The organism is Mesorhizobium sp. M1E.F.Ca.ET.045.02.1.1 (assembly GCF_003952485.1).
GTDB lineage: Bacteria > Pseudomonadota > Alphaproteobacteria > Rhizobiales > Rhizobiaceae > Mesorhizobium.
The window spans coordinates 480046-501629 of the sequence record NZ_CP034447.1 but is presented as its reverse complement, the minus strand read 5'-3'; the positions used below and the strand labels follow the sequence as shown (position 1 = coordinate 501629).

The following is a 21584-nucleotide window of genomic DNA, read 5'->3' as shown; positions in this document are numbered from 1 at the left end:
CACTGGCCTGACGATTGGCTCATCAGGCTCTTAGAATTTCCTTCACCTCGATACTATGCCGGCGTATCGCCTAGCCGACTTGTCGCGGCGTGAGGCGGAGAATTCGAGCCGCATTAGCCTGAACCCAGCCGGCCTTCTCCATTGTGTCGATCAGCCGGTCACGCTCCGTCCGTCGCGGTCCCAGCGCCGGTCCGGCCGTATCGTTAGAATCGCAACCGGCTATCTCGTGTTCAGGGGCGCCGATGCGCCTAACCGGCTTCGTGCTGGGCCGTGAGAGCTCGTCGATGCCATTGCCACGTTCCGAAAGATTGGTTCCTTCCAGAGGAGAACGCGCAAGTGTGGCTGTTCTTTACACGCTAGTTCTCCAGCTCGCGGACGTTGCCGCGGAAATAGCATTGCGAGATCAGCTCAACTGCCGACGGCGTAAAGCCATGGTTCTCCATATTTCAAAAGTAAGCGCTGTGTCCTTCCAGGAGTGCCCGCGATCTGTGGGCCTGCCGATTCTGAGGTGGATCGGAGATCGGCTTGTGTCTGAACTTGAACTTTACGATTGACCCTGAGCGGCAGCCTCGCGTTTCAAGGTGATCAACGGCGCTGTTAGTCGGCAGGCATTGGTCGATGGACGACAAGGGACGGAGTCATCGCCGAGACCCTGGGGCCGAACGTGGTGATCTCGGAGGTTGCCCGGCGCTACGGGCTGCGGCCGCGGCGGAACGCTCGCAAGCTTGCGACGTCGGCAGGACAGGCCACTCCCGCCTTTGTTCCGGTGGTGGTTTCGGTGGCGCCACCGGAACGACCCGTTGGGCCTACATCCGTGCACCAGAACTCAAGGCCGCGGCCTGAGAATCGGCCGCCGCTCACCCTTTACTTGGTTCCTCAGCCGACAGCGCTAAGAAGGAGAGCAACTTCCGTCGGTGCGAGGATCATTGCGTCGTGGCCAGTGGCGAGTTCCTGCCACGCCCAGCCATCCTGCTTCGCGACCCATTCTCGCGCTCCCGCCATCGGCGGGTGGAGTGGATTAGTGCAGACGACATAGGTTCGGGGCCTGCCGTTGCCGAGCGGGTGCTCGAGCTTAAGTCCGCTTTCGTAGGTGCCTGCCGGATGCGGTGTTATCCGGCGCCGCACCCAGTCCGTGAGCGAGTGTCCCTCGGGAATGCCGAATGCTGTTGGCGGCGGAGTCGGCATGAAGATACCCCGTCCTTCCTCCGCAACCAATTTTCGACGGGCGGCGACGATGTCGGGGGGCATGGTGCTGAATACACTTTGACCGCTCTCGACGATGGCGCCGTCGAGATAAACGAGATGGCTGATATGGTCGGGTATCCGGTCGGCGGCGCCGGTGATGCTGATGCCGCCTAGACTGTGACCGACAAGGATCACATCGCTCAGCTCTTCCGTCACAATGTGGTTGACGATGTCGGTCACGAATGTGTCGGGCGTGATGTCCTTGCACAGCAAATGTGCGCGTTCGCCGACACCTGTCTGGGTCGGCGTGGTCACGTGGTATCCCATCTTGCGAAGATTGGCGGCCACGTCCCGCCAACACCATCCGCCATGCCAGGCACCATGCACTAGCACATACGTCTTTGTCATGGGTTGTGCCGTTCCACTTGCTCACCGGCCGTTGTGGCTGCCATCCGGCACGATGGCCGGACGTTGTCCCAAAGGGGCTCGACCACGTGACCGGTGGTAAGTCCGGCGCACAGGGCACCGCCGTGGCCTGAGGACACCGCTAACGAGTCGAGGAAATTTGAATTGCGAAAGGCCAATATTCACTAGCTCTTTGCAAGTGGATGGAGAGGCTCATGGTGTGCCGCAGTTGCTCGCTGCCGGCATGCTCTTGGCACGGTCCCGGCTGATCATCCGAACTTGAACAGGACACCAAAGCCGCCGCGCGGATAGTTCCACTCGATGTCGCCGCCTTTCTCGCACAATATCCGGCAGGTGCCGCATTCCATGCAGCCGTCGGCGGTGATCTCGACTTGACCCTTGTCATTCAACTCATAGCATTTCGCTGGACAGACGTAGGTCAACGCAAGCAAGTTCGCGCTTGGCTTGTCGTGCGGTCGCACTATAATATGGGGGCGGCCGGAATCGACCAGATAGCGGTTCTGGTAAAGCTTGTCCTCGACACGAACCTTCGTCACTGCGATCGTCATCTTGTACCCTCTTCAGCGCCATGCCAATGCCAGGCGGACCGCGTCGCTGACCAACCCCCAGCGCGAGCGCGCGTTGATGAAGGCGGCCGTGGTGTTCTTTTCCTTCTCGATCTTCGGCGTGCCGTCGACACGCATGAAGTTCTGAGCGGCATGCGACATCAACCGCGGATAGCTGTCAAAAAAGTTGCTGGAATTGGTGTGGAGTAAGGCTGGCATGTCCTTGTATTTCTTAAGATCCTTGATCACAAAGGAGTCATCCAGCATCGTCTTGTAGAGCGCAAGGTTCGCTTTGGTCATAGGACCGTTGCGGCTTTTGACTTTGATGATCGCCTCAGCCGCGACACGACCCGAGGTCATGGCAAGGTTCGAACCCTCACGGTGAATGGCATTGTTCAGTTGCGCTGCGTCGCCGACGATGACCCAACCGTCGCCGAAGAGCTGCGGAATGGCCCTGTAACCACCTTCGGGGATAAGATGGGCGGCATATTCTTTCACCTCCGAGCCAGCGATCAGCGGCCGGATCGAAGGATGGTTTTTCATCGCATCTAGGAGGGCGGACGGGCTCTCCATCGTCGCGGCGAAATCCGAGACCAGGCAGCCGATGCCGAGTGAAATCGACTCCTTGTTGGTGTAAAGGAAGCCGAGCCCGGCCATGCTGCGAGAGATCGTGCCCACGGCCTCGATTACGCAGCCTTCATCGCCCTTGACACCGAACCGCTGGCCAATGACCTCTTCGGGCAAGAAATGCATTTCCTTGACGGCAAGCGCCACGGTCTCCGGCTTCGGCATCTCGCGCAGGCCTGCGCGAGTGCCAAGCAATCCCGACACCCCTTCTGCGAGAACGACCACATTCGCGAAGACCACTCCGCCAGCCCGGTCTGTGCGGACGCCGATCACCTTGCCATTGCCATCACGGACGAGTTCCGTCGCGGTCGTCTCACACAGGACCGTCGCGCCAGCCTCGCGCACCTTGCGGGAAAACCATTTGTCGAACTGGGCGCGGATGATCGTGTAGCGGTTGGGTTTCGCCTCATTGAAGTCGTCCGACCGGTAATGAATTCCGGTGTGAGACGTGTCGTCCATCACCCAAAGTCGCTGTTCGACCAGGTGCCGCTCGAGGGGCGCATCATCCCGGAAGTCCGGGATGATCTTCTCCAGCATGTTCGCGTACATTATGGCACCCTGGACGTTCTTAGAGCCCGGATATTCCCCGCGCTCCAACTGCAGTACCTTCAGCCCCTGGCTTGCCAAAGTGTAAGCAGCTGCGTTTCCGGACATGCCGGCTCCGACCACAATGGCATCGAATTGTTCAATCATGTCCTCTCCCTCAACTCGCAAGCTTGTCTCGACTGTGCGGCGACAGCCGCCGGGTGAAGGCTTCCGTCAGTGCGGGCAGGAAGCGGATTGCATCCGTGACGATCCCGAGGTGGGCGAACTCGAAAATCGGCGCGTTCGGATCGGTGTTGATCGCGACGATGAGATCGGCCCCCTCGACCCCAACTCGGTGCTGGATGGCGCCGGAAATTCCGGCCGCGATGTAAAGCTTCGGTCGAATGGTCTTGCCAGTTTGGCCAATCTGCCGATCAGCCGGCATCCAGCCCTTCTGGACCAAGGGGCGCGAACAGCCATGCTCGGCGCCGATCGCTCGGGCAAGTTTCTTCACAAGCTGAAGGTTCTCCGCCGCGCCGAGACCGAGGCCTCCCGCAACCACGACATCCGCATAGGCAAGATTTGCCATTGCCGACTGGTTATCCGGCAGGAAGCCGAGGACTTTGGTGACGATATCGTCCTCAACGAGCGACAGCTTGTGCCGCATGACACGCCCGACCGGCTTATCCACCCGCTGCGGCATAGGCATGACCCTTGGTCGCACCGTCGCCATTTGCGGCCGGTAGTTTAGTGTATAGATCGTACACAACAACGAGCCACCAAAAGTCGGACGGGTCGCGGCGAGTGAACCGTCGGAATCTACATCAAGTTCTGTGCAGTCGGCCGTGAGCCCCGTCTGCAGGGTCGTCGCTACCGAGCCCGCAAGATCCCTGCCCAGTGTGGTCGCGCCGAGAAGGAGGATTTCGGGTTTATGGGTATTGACCAGATCCGTGAGCGCCTTGGCGAACGGCTCGTTCCGGTAGTCGGCGAGCGGCGGCGCATCGACGATGTAGACAAGATCCGCCCCGTAAGCGAAGGCCTCGGCAACAGCGTCCTCGACCATCTCGCCCGGCGGTCCCAGCACGACGCCCGCGAGCTGGACTTCAAGCTTGTCGGCTAATTTGCGGCCTTCACCCAGCAGTTCGAATGATACAGGATGCACATTGCCGCGTTCGAGCTCGAGGAAGACCCACACGTGCCGGTAGTCTTTGAAACGGTCGGGAAGTTCTTTCTTTACACCGGAACGGCCGGGGGCGAGGCGAGGGGTAGCTTGGCTTGCGGTCGACATTTTCTGCTCCTGGCCGTCACGTGCCGCTGTTGAAGGCCAACTCATGTTCCAGCGCCGGCCGGCGGGTTAAGATATTGGCGATGAGTTCATCGGCGATGTCCTGCAAGCACTTTTCCGCGGTGTCGATCTGCGCCGCGCTTTCTGCCCGTGCGGTGGGGGCGAAAACACGCTTGACGACTGTCGGCGAGCCACGCAGACCGCACCGGGTGAGATCATCAATGCCGGCGTCGGCTGCAGTCCACTTCACGACTTGGCTGCGCGCCGCGCAAAGAGCCTGCTGGAGCGAGCCCCGGCGGATTTCGTTGGTGTCTTCCAGCATGGTAATGAGGCAAGGGAGTCTGCTCTTCAGCAACTGGGTGCCGCCTTCGGCGCGACGCGCGACTTCGATCTCGCGCGTTTTGAGATCGATGGAGGCAATCTTCGCGACATAGGTAAGTTGCGATAGATCCAGGCGCTTGGCTATGCCGGGTCCGACCTGGGCGGTATCGCCGTCAATCGTCTGCTTGCCGGTGAAGACGATGTCCGGCCTGCCGAAAGTCTCCCCAATTTTTGCGATTGCTTGCGAAAGAGCAAAGGAGGTCGCCAGCGTATCGGATCCGGCAAAATAGCGGTCCGTCAAGAGAACTGCTCGGTCAGCACCGTAACCGAGCGCCTTTCGCAGCGAGTCCTCCGCCATGGGCGGACCCATTGTGAGCACAGTAACCTCGCCACCATGAACGTCGCGCAGTTTGAGCGCTTCTTCGAGGGCGAACAGGTCGTAGGGATTGATGATGGTCGGCACACCCTGACGCATGATCGTGTTCGTCACCGGGTGGACGCGGATCTGTGCCGAATCCGGCACCTGCTTGATGCAGATTACGATGTGCATTGGCGATTTCTCTAAGCTCCCAGTCCGGATGCGTGCTTGGCGGTTCACCTCATGCCTGCATCGTTCATGCCAAGTCTTCTTCCTGCCTCTATTCCAGAAGGTGGCTTCGTTTGCTTCCGAGGAGGCGTCATGAGGACTGGATTTGTCGACTTCTCGACATTGTCGCGCCGCAGCCGTGTCGGGCTCATTACTTTCCGAACCGCTTCAGTGCAGAGTCGAGAGGGACGAAGGCGCGGCCAGGTGCGGCACATATGTTTGGATCGTGGTCCCTTAGCACCTTGAACACACGTTGCGTGAGCGGCGAGGAAGTCGCGAAATCTTCGTAGGCGCGTTCCAGCTTGGCGCGTACCCGCGCGGCGATTACCTGGTCAGGCAGACCGGAGAAATCTTCTTCGGCAAGGTATTGGCCCACGCGCTTCATGATATGGAGCCGCGAGACATTCATCACTTTCGGGTCGTAGGAGACGCCAAGGCAGGCGAAGAAGTCCTCCGCAGCCGACAGCCCCTTCAGTCGCGCCAGGATATCGGTGGGATCGATCGGGCGGCTGTCAGCGGAGCAGTTCATTGTATTCTCCCGGCACGAAATTGTGGTGTCGATGCGTTGGTGACATTGCTGACGGCGTGCCGACCTCTGGCACGGCGGCTGGGCAAGAGACTTGGCGATCTCAAGCTTTTCTGAAGTGGTGAAGGCGACCCCGGGTTTGACCGCTCTCCATTGCGCAGGGTCGTCACGTTGAGGAAGACCTCACGGCTCGTCGGCTATTGTGCCGCTCGGACCCGGGCCGGAATGAAGCTGTTCTGCACCTCGCCCGCACAGTCCAGCACTGGGAACGGCCCGTAGCTTCTCGGTGATCGCAGGCAGGACCTCAAGCACGCGGTCTACGTCATCTTCGCCGTTGTCACGCGACAAGGAGAAGCGGACTGCCCCACATGCCGCGTTCATAGCGATCAGAACATGGCTCGGTTCCAGTGAGCCAGAGGCACAGGCGGACCCGGCGGAACAGGCGATTCCCAGCCGGCTCAAGACAATTGGGATTGCATCGCCTTCGATACCTTCGAATCCAATGTTTGCAGTGTTTGGCAATCGCTCTTGCGGATCGCCGTTGATGGATGTGTTTGGGATGCGCTGGATGATCCCGTTCTCAAGGCGGTCGCGCAACCATTTTATTCGTTTTGTCTCGTCCATGAATTTCAAGGCGAGTTCGGCCGCCATGCCCAGTCCGACTATGCCGGGTGTGTTTTCAGTGCCTGCACGCCGGTCGCGCTCTTGGTGCCCACCCTTGATCATGGAGGAGAAGCGCACGCCACGTCTTACATAAAGCGCGCCTATCCCCTTTGGACCATGCAGCTTGTGGGCGGAGAGCGACAGCATGTCGATCGCGGTCGATTTCAGCTCAATCGGAAGCCTTCCGACCGCCTGCACTGCATCAGTGTGGAAAAGCGCGCCGACTTCCCTGGCTAGATCGGCAAGCTTAACCACGGGAAAGATCGTACCGGTCTCATTGTTCGCCCACATTATCGAGACGATTGCCACTTGTGGGGTGAGGGCGGTTCTGTAGGCGTCCAGGTCGAGCCGGCCGTGGTGATCGACTGGGATAATGTGCACCTTGACGCCGCGCGTCTTTTCAAGGTGCGCGCACAACTTCAGAACGGCCGGATGTTCAACCGCGGAAGTCACTATTTCCGTTCGGTCGGGCATCACCTCCAGCGCCGAAAGGATGGCTGTACTGTCGCTTTCAGTCCCGCCCGAGGTGAAGATGATCTCGTCCTCGAATCCCGCGCCGATGAGGGCTTGCAACTGTTGCCTCGCCTTTCTCACGGCTTCAGCAACCGATGCGCCATAGGCGTGCATGGACGAATGATTGCCAAATTGCTCCGTAAAGAAAGGCAACATCGCTCCAACGACTGCAGGATCAACCCGCGTCGTTGCGTTGTTGTCGAGATAGACAGGGCTCATTGGGAGTGATCCTTCAACTGCTGAAATGATTCAAGGGTAGGCGGGCCATTGAACCTCTGGCGCATATCGTATCTGGTAAGGTGGGCGGCCGGGCGAGCGATGGCTTGGCTGACCGGTCGCTGTCGACATTGCCCTTTGGTGGCGGCATCCGCCGGGAATTCAGCTGTTTCGGGCAATTTTGTTTGCTTGCCCACGGCAACGATCGATGATCGCGATTTCGCGCATCACCGAACGCAATTGTTCCGGGCCGACAGTGCGTGTCGGCCGGTTCCAGAGCGCCGGCGGTTACCGGTTCGACGCAGTATTCCTTGGCGTCGCTATAGTCGAACATAGCCTGTTCCCTCGCAATCATTTGCAGGACTTGCCGCAGCCGCACGTCTCACGCGCATTGGGGTTATCGAAAACAAAGCCGGATGTTTCGAGCCCAGTGACGAAGTCCACGGTCATGCCGGCGGCATGGGGTTGGGAGCCTCTATCCATGAACACCTTGAGCCCATCTCGCTCGATGATCGCATCGCCCTCACGTGAGACGCTCTCCAGGCCCATTGAGTATTGGAAGCCGGCGCAGCCGCCGGCATGGACCATGATGCGAAATCCTTCCGCCGGCTCGCTGGCGCGGTAAAGAGCGGCCTTGATGGCGGCAACAGCGTTGTCGGTGAGCGTAATCATGGCTCGATTTCTCCTCGGTCCGACGTTTTCGCGGATCATCTCGCATGGACCGTGCCAAAGGGAAGACGTGTCAAAAACCGTAGGACATCCCGACGTCTCTTATGCTCGATTGCTGGGGAGACGTCCGACAACCGACACTTACTGTCGGGTTTGTCGCGTCCGCGTCACAGGAAGGGCGCCTGAGTTCGCGATGCACTCACGCGTAAAGCAATGAACAGAGCCAAAGATGTTCAGAGCTTGCCGCGGAGCAACTGGCACGATTTTTGTGAAGCCTTCGTTGCGGCGGCAAAATTGCCGGCCGATTCACCTTTGGGTTGCCCTCGCAATCGAAGAACGAAGGAAAGCAATATGATCCATCAGACCCGCCTTGAGTGGGAAAGCAGCACCGCCGGTGGTACCCGAATGCTCGATCGGCCGATTGGCGCCGACCACCCAACAATCGCTCTCTACCGGCGATTGGCCGCTGACCGCCCGGAGACAGGATTCGACTGGCATGTGCCTGACGATCGATCGCGTCCGCCGTGCACACCCCTGAGGCCCGTTTTTCGATCGATCGTCAAAAGAAGAACGGGGCGGGGGTAAAAACATGGATCAGCGCAAGAAGCGGTCGCCCAACGAAATCCGGCGTGCGTGGGAAGTCTGTCCGAACATTCCCGCGCGTGATTTCGCCGCCCAATTGGCCATTTCGGAAGCGGAACTGGTCGCGGCCCATTGCGGTTTCGGCGCGGCACGCATCGACCCGCGCGTCAATCACCTTCTGACGGGCCTCGAATTCGTGGGCGAAGTGACGGCGCTGACCCGCAATCAAGGTGCCGTGCACGAAAAGATTGGCGTCTTCAACAGAGTGATAACCGGCAACAATCACGCCATGGTCCTTGGTGACGAATTCGACCTTCGCGTCTTCCCGCAGGCTTGGAGGTATGGTTTCGCTGTTGAAAGGCGCCATCGCGGCGGAATCCAGCGCAGTTTGCAATTCTTCGACGCCACCGGCGCAGCAGTGCATAAGGTGCATCTCAGGCCGGTCTCCAACCTTCATGCCTATCGAAAGCTGGTGGCCGAGCTCGTATCCGCCAACCAGGAGCCGACCATGTCGCTTAAGGCGAGAGTAGCCGACCTGGGCGCGAGGACTGCGGACTGGGCCGGCACGGTGGACGACCTACGCGAGCACTGGAGCCGGCTGACTGACGTCAACCTTCTAAAGACGCTCAAGCTCAGCCGCTGCCAGGCTTTGCGCATGGTCGGCCAGGATTACGCTTGGCTGCTCGACAATGCCGCAGTTGGCGCCGTGCTCCAGCGTGCGGCCGAAGACGAATTGCCGATCATGTGCTTCGTCGGCAACCGAGGTTCTATCCAGACCCATTCCGGCTTAATCAAGTCGGTCAAGCAGATCGGGCCGTGCATCTATGTGCTGGACGAAACGTTCCGGCTGCATCTCAGGACCCACCAAATCCGTGAGGTTTGGGCCGTGCGCAAGCCGACCAATGACAGTCACGTCACCTCGCTCGAAGCATATGGGTCCGACGGCAAGATTATCATCCAGTTGTTCGGTGCGCGCAAGGAAGGCGAACGCGAGCGCGACGACTGGCGGGTTCTGGCGGAAAACCTGCCTCGTTTCCCCGACAGCTACATGAGAAAAGACCGATCGTCGTCGGTGGGACGCCGGCGCCCATCTGCCTCCGCAGCCAGTAGCCGGGCATTGAAGCCGAGATCGGGGACACGATGACGCAATAAGCGCGCTGTATTATCGCAACGCGATGAGCAGGAAGCAATTTGGCGCTGCCCCATCGACCGCATGGTTACGACGAAGCCGCGGCCTTTGGGCCGAGCTCAGAGGTGACAATAGCGTGAACGCCGCCGACCGTCGTCACTCCCCACCAGGCGGTCAGGTTTTGCGGTTCGGGCCGAGCAAAAATACTGTCAAGACAGCGAGGAACGTAGCAACCGCGCTGTAGACAAAGACACTGGCAATACCCGTGTGATCCACCAATAGGCCACCGAAAGCTGTGCCGGCTGCGATGGGCACTTGGAAGGCTATGACCATCAGTACACCAGCGCTCTCGGCCTGTTCCGGAGCGACGCGCAGCACCATCCAGGTCTGCAATCCGACCGGGACTGCGCCAAAAGCAAAGCCCCATACGGTAACTGCAATTGCCGAGATCAAGGCCGATGCTCCCATCGTCAGGAGCGAGACAGCGGCTACGGCAATGAGCAGGGGCGGCAGGGCCGCGACCGCCTTGAGACTGTGTTTGGTGAGGAATGCGCCGGCTAAATTGCCGAAGACGCCGGCCGTGCCAAAAGCAAGGAACACGAGCGGGATCGACTTCTTGTCGAGCGCAGGAACGCTCTCAAGAAAGGCGCGGATGTAGGCGAAGCTGGCAAAATGGCCGGAAGCGACCAATAGCACGACTAGCACCGCAACCTTCATCGCCGGATTCTTCGCGACATCCAGCGGACTGCGGAATCTGCGCACTTCGATCGGAGGCAGTGGCGGAATGGTTACGAGTTGCACGAGCAGCGCAACGGCACTCACGATTGCGGCGACCTTGAACGAGGCTCGCCATCCCCAAATGTCACCGACATAAGCGCCGATTGGAGCCGCGCAGACGGAGGCGACAGAAACGCCGGTGAGGATGATCGACATGGCGCGCGGCATGAGGTGACTTGGAACCAGCCGCATCGCCAACGCTGCCGAAATTGACCAAAAACCACCAAGCGATATGCCAAGGACGACGCGTGCCGCCAGCAAAACCGGCAGCGACCCCGCAACCTCCGCCAGAACGTTCGACAGGATCAGCAGCAGCGTCATCGCCCAGATGACGACCCTGCGGTCCAGACGCTTTGTCACGATGGCGATTATCGGTGCCGAGATCGCCGCGACGATTGCGGTCGCTGTTAGCGCCTGTCCAGCCGTGCCCGTGGTGATACGGAGATCATGCGCGAGCGGTGTCAGAACGCTGGCGGGCAGAAACTCTGCCGTCACAAGCCCGAAGGTGCCGAAGGAAAGCGAAATGATGGCACCCCATGCAGGGCCAGAACGTTGATAGGGACTTTCTGGGTCAAGCCGATCTCGGTCGAACAAAGCCGCGTCCACTAAATCTGTCGCCGATTCGGTCATGAATGAGTTCTCCGGCTAGGAGCTGTTGCAGCAGGGGTGGCTACATCGCCGGGGATCAAAGCCGCGAGACCTTCCGGCGGCGGCCAGTCGGCATCAGTCGAGGCCTCGGCGCCCGACGCATCCGAGGCCTCATCGGAGGGCCGACGGACCCAACCGTCGACAATGCGGGAGAGTTCTCGGCGCGGTCGCATCGATCGCATTCGTCGAAGTGCGGCCTGTTCACTGCGAACCAAGCAAGCCGAACGCGGTGTCCTCGATCGAGGCCTTGATTGGGGGATGATCGACGATCTCTATATTGCTTTGAAGCAGGAAGTTCCGTCGCCATATGTGGTTATCCTGGCAGCCAGAATTGAGCGGTTGTCGCAAGCACCAAGGCGGTCGCAATGAGTGCAACGAGGCGGAAGTCTGATCGATGGCTGCGGTTCGATGGCCGCGCGATCGACAAAATTGAGGTGATGAGTTATCCCTTTTGAAGCCGTTGCTCCCAATTTTGGGATAAGGTGATTGCAGGCGGTCCCAGCAACGTCGGGCGGCCTTTTTGGTGATCGAATTCATGGGACGACACTCTCGGTCCGTGACGCATCTGCGAATGACTGCGCAAGTTCCGTGCCATCAACGACAAATCTGGCTCTGCTGAGCGGGTGGTGGAGGCACGAGCGTGGGCTATCCCAAGAGCTTGCCGCAAGGTTGTTCGAAGTTGAGGTGCCGGATAGACCGCAAATATGTCGGGCGGCCTGGGGTTGGCCAACACGAAGATGCGCAAGTTCAAAAGGACGAGCTGAACCCTTGCCGATATCCGTCCGAGGCTGATCTGGAGAAGGTCAAGAACTGCGTCTTGAAGGCTTCCGCCGCACCGGCAAATGCGAAGCCAAGGTGCTGGGCAAGATGGACAGGGCCATCCAACCCGTCGACTGGACGCTCATGGCGTCGGTGTGGCTCTGTAGCTGGCGAGAAAAACGCCCTGCTGAAAGACAAAAGCTCGTGTGGCCGGCTCTGAAGGACGGCCAATGAGGCAGGCGAGGAGAGGCTATAGTCCATTCGTGTAGACTGATCTTGTCCCACGGAGGCGGCTAACCACCCCGCCAGACATCATCGAGGGGAGCGCCACTAGGCTCACCCCAAGTGTTGGTCATTTCCACCTGGGTGACCTCGGCCAAGTCACCAAGCCGCTTAGCGCAAGCTTTCGAACTGGATGCTCCCCGGGCACATGATCGGCTAGCGATCCCACCAGTTGAGTTGCTCCAAGTCGGTGTCTAGCTTTCTACATTCTGTGTCCGACGCTGGACAAGAATGTTGCAATCCCGACCAGCAAGTCAGCGCAGGCGCCACCTGCTGCCCAGCAAACAGCAAGGATTATCGAAAGACGAATTCGGCACGGAGCTTGCACCAACGATTGCATGCAAATGCCGACAGCATCTCATGAACGGTCTCTCGATTCTGGCGCGGTTAAATCGCGGCCGGTTCCAGATCATGTCCCGCCCGAAATGGTGAGGGACTTCAACCTGTTTACGTCGCCCGGCATGTTGCCGACCGCTAACGGGGATCCGCATGCAGCGGTTGCTTGCATTCATGCCGGGCCTCCGATCTTTTATTCAACCAGCAACACGCGCGACGGTCGGGGTACCTGGGTCATCACTCGCGCGAGCGACCAGCGCCGGGTGCTGCAGGACACCGAAACGTTTTCCAGCCATCGCAGCATCTTCGCCTCTGTGCTCGGCGAGAGCTGGCCGATGATCCCGCTTGAGCTCGATCCGCCATTCCACGGTGTTTTTCGCTCACTGCTCAATCCGCTGCTTTCGCCAAAGCGGGTAATGGCATTGGAGCCGGCTGTCCGGGAACGAGCGATCAAGCTGATCGACAGGATCGCCGCATCAGGCACGAGCTGCGACATCATGAAGGATTTTGCAGTTCCGTTCGCGGTCAATATCTTCCTTCGCTTTATTGGGCTTTCGGACGACGGACTAGAAACATTTGTCGGCTGGGCTAGAGATCTGCTCCACGGCGATAAGGAGCAACGACCACCCGCAGCCCGGACGATCGTGGCCTTCATCGACGAACTTGCCACCGAGCGCCGCAAGGAGCCGGTCGATGATTTCATGACCTTCATCGTGAAGGCAAAGGTCGAGGGCCGTCTGCTCAGTGACGAAGAAGTCCGTGGCATCGGCGTGCTTGTGTTTGTCGCGGGGCTCGACACGGTCTCAGCAGCCATATGCTTCGACTTGGCCCATCTCGCGCGCAACCCCAAAGATCAGGAATTGCTACGAAGCGAACCGGACCGGACTGCCGTCGCTGCGGAAGAATTGCTGCGCGCCTATTCGACCATTCAGATGATCCGAGTGGCAACGAAGGATGTCGACTTCAAAGGCGCGCCGATCCGCAAGGGAGACTATGTTTCCTGTGCCACGATGATTGCCAATCGTGACCCGGCGGAATTCGAATGCCCGAATGAGATCGATCTGGCGCGCGAGGACAACCGGCACGCTGCCTTTGGCTATGGTCCCCATCGTTGTCTTGGCTCACACCTTGCCCGGCGGGAGATTGTCATTGGCCTGGAGGAGTGGCTGGCGCGCATCCCAGCCTTTCGGATCAAGACAGGGACTGAACCTATCACCTTCGGCGGCCATGTGTTCGGGATCGAGAATCTGATCCTGGACTGGTCCTGAAGTTTCAGCCAACGACATTGGAGTTCGCTATGCGTGTCGTCGTACATAAAGCCAGATGCCAGGGTCATGCGCGCTGCTGGGCGCGGGCGCCGAGAGTCTTCAAGCTTGATGACGCCGGCTACATCTTGCCCGGTGATATTGATGTTGCCGATGGGGAGCAACTGCTTGCCTCAAAAGGGGTACGAGCCTGCCCCGAACAAGCTCTGGAAGTTGACGAGCCCCCCGCTAACTCAGTTGTAGAGAGAGACACACGCAAAGTGCAGACTGGCATCGGGAAGGATAAAACAATCATACAATTCGCGACAGACCCTGTCGACCACGCGAAAATTACCGAACTGCGTGACCGAGAGGCGATCCGCAACTGCCTGTATCGGTACTGCCGCGGGATAGACCGCGCCGATGAGGCGGCGCTGCGTAGCGCATACTGGCCCGAAGCGTATGACAGGCACGGTCCCTATTGCGGACCGGCAGAGGACTTCATCCAATTTGCTCTCGGTCTGCCGGGGCACCGTAATATCCATCAAATCACGAACAGCCTGATCGACTTCATCAGTTCAGCAGAGGCCGCGGTCGAGAGCTATTTCACCGCGCTGCAACGCGGACCGGATACAGACCAAGAAATACGTCAGACGCTGCTTTGCGGCCGTTACTGCGATCTGTTTCAGAAGAGGCAGGACGAGTGGCGAATTGCGGAACGGACAGTCGTCTACGATTGGGTTGAGGAGCAAATCCCGCCAGCGATTCTTGAGGCAGATAGGTTCGGCCGGCGACAGCCGATTGGAGCACCACATCCAGACGATCCCATCTACCAGTTGCTCAAGGGTCACATCCCCACCGACCAAGATGGCGTCGAGGGTCCCCAACTGGGAGCTGCATAAGTGGGTAGAAATGGAGGATGAGCGCCCTACGGGAACGACATCTGTGTGGGGCCGCAACTGGCGGTCACTGCAACGATTTGGCTCGGCCCTTCATTCCGCCCAAGGTTGATGGGCTGAGATCACAAGCGGTCATCGTGGAGAAGCTCTCGTGAAACTGGCAGCACGCACCGTAATCATCACAGGCGCTGCGGGCGGGATCGGCCGTGCCCTGGTCGATATCCTTGCCGCGGACGGAGACACTGTAGTTGCGGTGGACCTTCCGGGCAGTGGTGTGGTTGAACTGGCTCGGGATCTCGGGTCGCCGCACGTCGGTCTGGAGTGCGATGTGTCGCGAGAGAAGGACATGCTCTCACTTTTCGGCCAGGTCGAAGCACGGTTCGCGCAAATCGATGTCCTCATCAACAATGCGGCGGTTGGACCCACGATGGATAGGATCATCGACACCGCTGTCGATACCTTCCGACGCGGCGTGACAGTGAACCTTATTGGGCCATTCGTTATGGCCCGGGAAGCGGCGCGGCGCATGAAGCCGGGCGGTGCGATCGTCAATGTGGCTTCGATGGCGGGCGTGGTCGGCAATCCCAGGCGCAACGCCTACGCAGCCTCGAAAGCTGGCGTGATCTCGTTGACAAAGTCCCTTGCATGCGAGTGGGCTATGCGAGGAATCCGCGTCACGGCGGTGGCGCCGGGCTCCGTCCGCACCCCAATGGTCACAGAACTGGCACGCGCTGGCAAAATGGACCTCGCGGCGATACGCCGCCGCGTGCCGATGGGGCGCTTGGCTCGCCCCGACGAGATCGCCAGGGTCGTGCGTTTTCTGAGCAGCACGCAGGCGCGCTACATCACCGGCTCGGTGCTGGCAGTCGACGGAGGCTGGATGTCATTCAACCAGCCGGGGGATGCTCACCCGCCGGTGGATGGTGCGCTCCAAGCCGAGCTCTCCTGTCCGGCCGAATGCACAGATGCGCGAATCGTGCTCGTCACCGGTGGCGCAAAAAGCATTGGCGCGGCCGTCGCTCGCCGCTTTGCCGCGAACGGCGACACCGTCGTGATTGCTGATAAAGATGGCACTGCAGCGGCAGAGCTGGCTACATCGCTCCCCGGCAAGCATCTGGCGAAATCGCTGGACGTGGCCGTCGAGAGCGATGTGGTGTCGATGTTCGAAGAACTGAGGGGACGCTTCGGGTATATCGATGTTCTGGTCAATAGTGCTGATACCGCCGACAGGATTGTGCCTGCGATCGAGCAACTGTCGAAACAGCTCGAACACGTCCTGGATGTCAACCTTACCGGCGCCTTCACCTGCGCGCGCGAAGCGATCAAGGCTATGCGCCCGGGCGGCGTGATCCTCAATCTCGGGTCGATCGACAGCTTTCTGCCGTTCGCGCCGCGCCATGCCTACGGCGCCTCCAAGGCGGGGATGGATATGCTGACCCGTTGCATGGCGGCCGAACTCGGGCCGGTCGGAATTCGGACAGCCACCGTCGCTCCTGGCCACATCCGCACGCCCGCACTTGCTCAGTTGGCCAAAGCCGGCCGCATCGACCTGGCAGCAATCGGACGACGCATCCCCATGGGCAGGATGGGACGGCCAGAAGACGTCGCAGATGCATCGTTCTTCCTTGCTTCGTCTGACGCCTCATACATCAACGGCTCGATCCTCTACGTGGACGGCGGCTGGACCTCGTTCGGTGATGCGGGAAACGCCAGCGAACTCTATGACGAATGTTTTGCGGAGGCCGCAGGTTAATTGCCAGGCCTTCGCAGGCGACCGGCCGAGCATTATGAAGCCTCGGCTCCACGACGCACCCGAGGTGCTTGAGATCCAAGCATGTGCATGCCGAGCACATTCCCGGTCGGCTGACGTGTCTATAACGAGGAGAAATCATGGAATTTGCCACGTTCATTCTGGCCGCCCAGCGTGGCTATCACCAATCCTCAGAAAGCGTCATCCGCAACTCCATCGAACAGGCCGTCGCTTCGGAGCAGGCTGGGTTCAACACCGCGTGGTTTGCTGAGCACCACTTCAACAATTACAGCCTCATACCATCCCCGCTGATGATGGTGGCGCACTGCGCCGGCTTGACAAGCACGATTCGCCTGGGCACTGCCGTCTGCGTGCTGCCGCTTTACCAACCGCAGCGCCTGCTGTCCGAGATCGGCTTCGCCGACATCGTTGCGAACGGCCGTCTCGAGCTCGGCGTAGGCTTGGGATACCAGCAGTTCGAGTTCGAACGGTTCGGCGTGGACATCAATGAGGCGCCGGCCGTCTTTTCGGAATACCTGGACATCATTCTCAAGGGCCTCAACCAAAACGTCTTCGAACACGACGGCCAGTATGAGAAGATCCCCCCAACAGCGATTTCGGTCCGCACAGTCCAGCAGCCGACGCCGCCTATCTGGATCGCTGGCGGAGCCGCACGGATGGCTCGGGCCTACCGCGACGGGCACAATTTTTTTGTCACAGCCTTCCACGACGGCTTAGAGACTTTGACCACACTGCGTGAATCAGTCGAGAGGGCGGCGGCATCCGAGGAAAAGAACGTCACCGACGTCAAGATATCGCTGCTGCGCTGCTGCTATGCCAGCCACGACGAGTTGGAGATCAACAGCTATCTCGACAACGCCCGCTTCCAGCGCCGGCTTTCTGAAGCCCTGCATCAGCGCCGCCAACAGAGCCACGATGGCTACCTGCTGCAGGAGACACCGACCCAGCAGGATCTGTCCTTCGAGACCATGCGCAAAAATTTGCCGATTGGCAGCGTAAATCGCGTGATTGATCGCCTGCTGGAAGAGATCGATATCTTGAAACCGGACCAGATCGCAGTTCAGACTCAATTGGGCGACTTCGACCAAAAGACGATGCTGCGCCAGATCGAGCTCTGGGGCGACAAGATCATCCCTGCGGTCAACAAGGCGCTTTGTCATGCCGGAAGCTGAAGCCGGCCGTTACGATGATGGCTGCCTATCCAGCGCGCAATGGCGTGGGTCCGAGCTAGGGAGGAGCTTCGATCAGCATGTGCTGCCCTGCGTACATTCACGTTCGCTTGAGGAGGTCCAGGCGGGCGAGGTGTTGGCGACGGAGGGGACAGGCCTTTCGTCTGTCGAATTGCGTGATGTCTTGGCCGCAACTTTCCCGTCTACCTCCAGCAGCGTATTCGCTTTGGAGGAGTTGAGCGAGCCCGAGCCGGAACTGGAAGAGGAGCTGCTACGCCGGCTGCTGCTAGCGCATGCTGCGCCGGCCGACCCGGCGAGCGGCCGCTTGGCCAAGATCATCGCCCGGCGTGCGATGCGCACGGACCATCTTTGGCGGGATCTTGGCCTCTCAAATCGCGCTGAGCTCAGCCGCCTGCTTGCCAGACATTTTCCCGCGCTGGCGGCAGGCAACACAGAAAACATGAAATGGAAAAAGTACTTTTACCGCAAGCTGTGTGAGGCCGAAGGCTTTTCGTCATGCACTGCACCCAGTTGTCGGGAATGCCAGGACTTCGAAAGCTGCTTCGGCCCGGAGGAAGTTGAGAGTCGCCTCTCGCCGACCAGGAATGCCGGTTAGTCACTTCGCTTGATCGCAGCTGCGGACAAACGCTTATCGCGGCGCCGTCGTATGGAGGAAGGGATGTTCATCGCCTCGCGATATTTGGTGACGGTACGGCGAGCGACATCGATGCCGGTCTCCTTGAGTTGAGCAACGATGTCTTCGTCGGAATGTACCTTGTCGAGCGATTCTTCGGCTATGATTGCCTTGATCCGATGGCGGACAGCTTTGGCGGAGTGCGCGTCGCCGCCCTCGCAGGATGCGATTGGCGCAGCGAAAAAATACTTCAGCTCGAACACCCCGCGCGGAGTCAACATGTACCTGTTCGAAGTCACCCGGCTTACCGTCGACTCGTGCATGCCGATCTCGTCAGCGACATTTTTGAGACAGAGAGGCCGCAGATGGGCGGCGCCGTGTGTAAAAAAGGCATCCTGCTGGCGCACGATTTCGGTCGCAACCTTAAGGATCGTCTTAGCGCGCTGCTTGAGACTGCTGATCAGCCAGTTCCCTTTTTCCTGGCAATGGTCGAGAAACGCTTTGCCTTCCGGATTTTGCTTGGTCTGCTGCGAGATTTCGGCGACATAGGTGTGGTTGATCAACACTTTGGGCAGCGTGGCCGGATCAAGCTCCACCCGCCATCCACCTTCGGACTTGGGCATTACCCAGACGTCCGGTACGATGGTTTCCGGCGTCCCGGACTGGAACCGGTCTCCAGGCTTGGGATCGAGCGCGCGGATTTCGTTCCTCATGTCGAGGAGATCCTCCTCGTCGACTCCGCAACGCTGCTTCAATCCCTGAAAATCCCCCCGTGCAAGCATCTCGAGATTGGCGACCAAAGCTGCCATAGCCGGGTCGAACCGGTCTTGCTGGCGCAGCTGAATCTCCAGGCATTCGCTGAGAGTTCGCGCAAAAATGCCCGGCGGATCAAATTGCTGCAAGATTCCGATGACCCGTTCCACATCAGCTTGCCGAACGTTTAACCTCCTGGCCAGATCGAAAAGGTTTACCTGAAGATAGCCAGTGTCCTCCAGATGGGCGGCGAGCTGTCCGGCAATCAGCCGCTCCTGGGGGGTGAACGGGGTGAGGGCGACCTGGCGGGCGACATGGTCGTGCAATGTTTCGGTGTGGGCGGTAAACTCCTCGACGGCAGGTCGATCGTTGCCGCTACTGCGTTGCGACTTCCATTGCCCGCGCCCGCCAGACGGCCCGCCAATGGGCGATTCGCCGATTTCGCTTCTGCTTTGACTGCTCCGCTGATCCACCCCTGACAGCGGCGAATCGTCGTCAAACGGGTCAGGCTTCAAAACGGGGTTCTTCTCGAGTGCCTGCTGCACGAGCTGATGGAGTTCAGTATGCGTCAATCGCAGCAAGCGAATAGCTTCAATGGCTTGAGGCGATAAGACCATACGTTGCTTCTGGCGTTGAAGCAGGCTTGCTGAGAGATGCATGTTGAACCGGTAATCTGCCGAGGAGGCTCTAGTGTGTGCTGGGGTTGTGTGAGACTTGCCACTTCTGGGTCATGCCGCCGCCTTCAGTTTGTCGAGAACGTTTTGCGGGGATGAAACGCCATAGGGGTCCGTCTCGCAGTTGTCACAGAAGCCTTCCTCCTCGAACCACTGCTCCACCACGCCATCGTCGATCAGAGCGGCGTATCGCCAGGAGCGCATGCCAAAGCCCAGATTGTCCTTCGCGACCAGCATGCCCATCTTGCGCGTGAACTCGCCCGACCCGTCTGGGATCAGCTCGATCTTCTGCAGCCCCAAGGACTTTCCCCACGCATTCATGACGAAAGCATCGTTGACTGAGACGCAGTAGATCGCGTCAATTCGCAGTTCCAGAAATTGATCATAGAGTTTTTCGAAATCGGGCAGTTGGAAGGTCGAGCAGGTCGGGGTGAAGGCGCCAGGCAGCGAGAACAGGATAACGCGCTTGCCCCCGAAATAATCGTCGGAGGTCTTGTTCTCCCACCGATAAGGATTTGGCCCCCCGATCGACTCATCGCGAACACGCGTGCGAAAGGTCACGAGAGGAACGTTCTTTCTATCGGTCATTGATTTGCTCCCAGGCCAAAGTGGTACGGTGCATTTTTCGGTTAAACTGAAGCGGCATCGACTTCGGTGGACAGTTCCGGCAGCCTTTCGCCCTGGCGTGGTTGCCTCGGACCAGTCTTGTGCAAGACCGCCCCCGAGCAGGGACGTTTAACGGCGACGAGCTTCCAGTTTTCCGCGGGGACGGGGAATGTTTGCTCGCGTGCTTTATCGAGCTTTGAGAGGTAGGCATGGTCTCCAACCGTGGTTTTGACTGCGTTCTAGCGACCGGGTCGCAAGCGCCATGCCAATTGACCCCATGCCTTGGGTTCACTTCGGTTTTTGCAGCAACTTTTGTGTTGTGCAGTAATGCCGGTCGATATTATTGCTCAAGCAGCACTGGAAATTGGGTGGGACTCCGTTCGGCAAACCCGGCCTTTGTCCGAAGCCGGACACGAATGTCGGAAATTAGCCAAACGCCAGGACCTGGGGCGGGTTTAAGAAACGTTGCCGTGGGCACCGTTCTTCAGCACAATTGCGCCACGCGAGCATGGCTCCCAGCGTCAATGCCGTGCAGCAGCGAGACGAAAGTCACTGCAGAATATCAACCTCTGCGAAGTCGTTGAGACCCAGCATGTGCGAGCCGTTCGAGCCGCAGATCAAGGCATGCTCGAGGAAGAGCTCGTGCTCTCGGCAGCAAGTGTTGCGACGTCTGACAAGGATCGTCGCGCTTCAAGGAAAAGAACCTGAATGGTGCACGGCTTGTGAAGGCCTGGCGCATGGAAATGGCTGGGCTGATCATCCTCCATGGCGGTTGGATGAAGAGCTGGCCCCTATCTCCCTCAGCTGCAACGGGGGGAGATAGGGCATGCCGGTCTATCGCGCTGGGTAACATTCCTCGGTGAGGCAATAAGGGGAGCAATTTCTCATTTCGGCCGACACGACCCAGCTCTCCTTTCATGCGCTGATTCCCCTAGGGAAATCGCGACTCCAGCCTTCCTATGCAGCGAATCGCGGTGCTGTCCGATGTCCGACAATGTCGGATGCGGATCGTAGCTGGGCTAGATCCGTCACTTTGCCTCGAATGGTTTCCCACTGGCCTAATATCTGCTTCGCCCCAAATGCGGCGACAGTTATCTCAGGAGGGAGCCAAACCTGTGCGGCATCTGTGAATGGATCGACTTCAATCGCGACCTCGGAGGTCCCGACGCGCGAAGAAGCTTGCCGATATGACGGCCACCATGGCGAACCGCGGTCCGGACGACGAGGGGACTTG

Annotated in this window: 18 protein-coding genes and 2 pseudogenes; 7 read left to right on the top strand and 13 right to left on the bottom strand. The window is 59.4% G+C overall.

The features are described from left to right. Window positions 1–70: 70 nt before the first annotated feature. The 10 genes and pseudogenes from EJ070_RS37580 to EJ070_RS02280 all read right to left on the bottom strand — a co-directional run. Window positions 71–169: pseudogene (locus EJ070_RS37580) on the bottom strand (helix-turn-helix domain-containing protein); the annotation flags it as partial. Window positions 170–876: 707 nt separating this feature from the next. After that, complete coding sequence (locus EJ070_RS02320; RefSeq protein WP_126038023.1) at window positions 877–1593, bottom strand: alpha/beta fold hydrolase; 717 nt, start codon at window positions 1591–1593, stop codon at window positions 877–879. A 266-nt stretch (window positions 1594–1859) separates the two neighbouring features. Beyond that, window positions 1860–2159: a ferredoxin family protein gene (locus tag EJ070_RS02315; protein WP_024505235.1), complete on the bottom strand. Its 300-nt coding sequence runs from the start codon at window positions 2157–2159 to the stop codon at window positions 1860–1862. Window positions 2160–2171: 12 nt separating this feature from the next. Next, the gene (locus EJ070_RS02310) at window positions 2172–3476 is read right to left on the bottom strand and encodes an FAD-binding protein (RefSeq protein WP_024505236.1); all 1305 of its coding nucleotides are present in this window, start codon (window positions 3474–3476) and stop codon (window positions 2172–2174) included. 10 nt (window positions 3477–3486) lie between these two features. Next, window positions 3487–4596 (bottom strand): electron transfer flavoprotein subunit alpha/FixB family protein, encoded by a 1110-nt coding sequence (locus tag EJ070_RS02305; protein ID WP_029356578.1) that lies wholly within the window; start codon window positions 4594–4596, stop codon window positions 3487–3489. 16 nt (window positions 4597–4612) lie between these two features. Then, window positions 4613–5464, bottom strand: a complete 852-nt coding sequence (locus tag EJ070_RS02300; RefSeq protein WP_029356576.1) for an electron transfer flavoprotein subunit beta/FixA family protein — start codon at window positions 5462–5464, stop codon at window positions 4613–4615. 187 nt (window positions 5465–5651) lie between these two features. Continuing rightward, window positions 5652–6029 (bottom strand): nitrogenase stabilizing/protective protein NifW, encoded by a 378-nt coding sequence (nifW, locus tag EJ070_RS02295; RefSeq protein ID WP_029356574.1) that lies wholly within the window; start codon window positions 6027–6029, stop codon window positions 5652–5654. 180 nt (window positions 6030–6209) lie between these two features. Continuing rightward, window positions 6210–7421, bottom strand: coding sequence for a cysteine desulfurase NifS (gene nifS / locus EJ070_RS02290; protein WP_029356572.1), 1212 nt, complete (start codon window positions 7419–7421; stop codon window positions 6210–6212). Between the two features lie 13 nt (window positions 7422–7434). Next, complete coding sequence (locus EJ070_RS02285) at window positions 7435–7752, bottom strand: hypothetical protein (protein ID WP_126038026.1); 318 nt, start codon at window positions 7750–7752, stop codon at window positions 7435–7437. 17 nt (window positions 7753–7769) lie between these two features. Then, window positions 7770–8090 carry an iron-sulfur cluster assembly accessory protein gene (locus EJ070_RS02280; protein WP_029356570.1) on the bottom strand — a complete coding sequence of 107 codons (321 nt, stop codon included), beginning with the start codon at window positions 8088–8090 and terminating at the stop codon, window positions 7770–7772. 586 nt (window positions 8091–8676) lie between these two features. On the opposite strand from EJ070_RS02280, the gene EJ070_RS02275 reads away from it, so the two are divergent. Then, window positions 8677–9813, top strand: a complete 1137-nt coding sequence (locus tag EJ070_RS02275; RefSeq protein ID WP_084831565.1) for a ChuX/HutX family heme-like substrate-binding protein — start codon at window positions 8677–8679, stop codon at window positions 9811–9813. 159 nt (window positions 9814–9972) lie between these two features. Here the strand turns inward: EJ070_RS02275 and EJ070_RS02270 are convergent, their stop codons facing one another. Continuing rightward, complete coding sequence (locus tag EJ070_RS02270) at window positions 9973–11205, bottom strand: MFS transporter (RefSeq protein WP_029356567.1); 1233 nt, start codon at window positions 11203–11205, stop codon at window positions 9973–9975. Between the two features lie 1484 nt (window positions 11206–12689). On the opposite strand from EJ070_RS02270, the gene EJ070_RS02265 reads away from it, so the two are divergent. The 6 genes and pseudogenes from EJ070_RS02265 to EJ070_RS02245 all read left to right on the top strand — a co-directional run bounded on the left by EJ070_RS02265 (window position 12690) and on the right by EJ070_RS02245 (window position 18299). After that, window positions 12690–13868 carry a cytochrome P450 gene (locus EJ070_RS02265; protein ID WP_029356565.1) on the top strand — a complete coding sequence of 393 codons (1179 nt, stop codon included), beginning with the start codon at window positions 12690–12692 and terminating at the stop codon, window positions 13866–13868. A 29-nt stretch (window positions 13869–13897) separates the two neighbouring features. Then, window positions 13898–14020 (top strand): annotated as a pseudogene (locus EJ070_RS36865) (ferredoxin); the annotation flags it as partial. A 138-nt stretch (window positions 14021–14158) separates the two neighbouring features. Further along, complete coding sequence (locus EJ070_RS02260; RefSeq protein ID WP_050580531.1) at window positions 14159–14746, top strand: nuclear transport factor 2 family protein; 588 nt, start codon at window positions 14159–14161, stop codon at window positions 14744–14746. Between the two features lie 148 nt (window positions 14747–14894). Further along, complete coding sequence (locus EJ070_RS02255; protein ID WP_029356561.1) at window positions 14895–16496, top strand: SDR family oxidoreductase; 1602 nt, start codon at window positions 14895–14897, stop codon at window positions 16494–16496. A 137-nt stretch (window positions 16497–16633) separates the two neighbouring features. Then, window positions 16634–17686, top strand: coding sequence for an LLM class flavin-dependent oxidoreductase (locus tag EJ070_RS02250; RefSeq protein ID WP_029356559.1), 1053 nt, complete (start codon window positions 16634–16636; stop codon window positions 17684–17686). Next, window positions 17673–18299 (top strand): nitrogen fixation protein NifQ, encoded by a 627-nt coding sequence (locus EJ070_RS02245; protein WP_029356557.1) that lies wholly within the window; start codon window positions 17673–17675, stop codon window positions 18297–18299. Before EJ070_RS02250 ends, EJ070_RS02245 begins: the two co-directional genes overlap by 14 nt. On the opposite strand, the gene rpoN is transcribed toward EJ070_RS02245, so the two are convergent. Together rpoN and EJ070_RS02235 are read right to left on the bottom strand one after the other, a co-directional pair. Continuing rightward, the gene (gene rpoN, locus EJ070_RS02240) at window positions 18296–19729 is read right to left on the bottom strand and encodes an RNA polymerase factor sigma-54 (protein WP_029356556.1); all 1434 of its coding nucleotides are present in this window, start codon (window positions 19727–19729) and stop codon (window positions 18296–18298) included. The two genes, EJ070_RS02245 and rpoN, sit on opposite strands and share 4 nt — an antisense overlap. 69 nt (window positions 19730–19798) lie before the next feature. Further along, window positions 19799–20332 (bottom strand): peroxiredoxin, encoded by a 534-nt coding sequence (locus tag EJ070_RS02235; protein WP_029356553.1) that lies wholly within the window; start codon window positions 20330–20332, stop codon window positions 19799–19801. Window positions 20333–21584: the final 1252 nt, after the last annotated feature.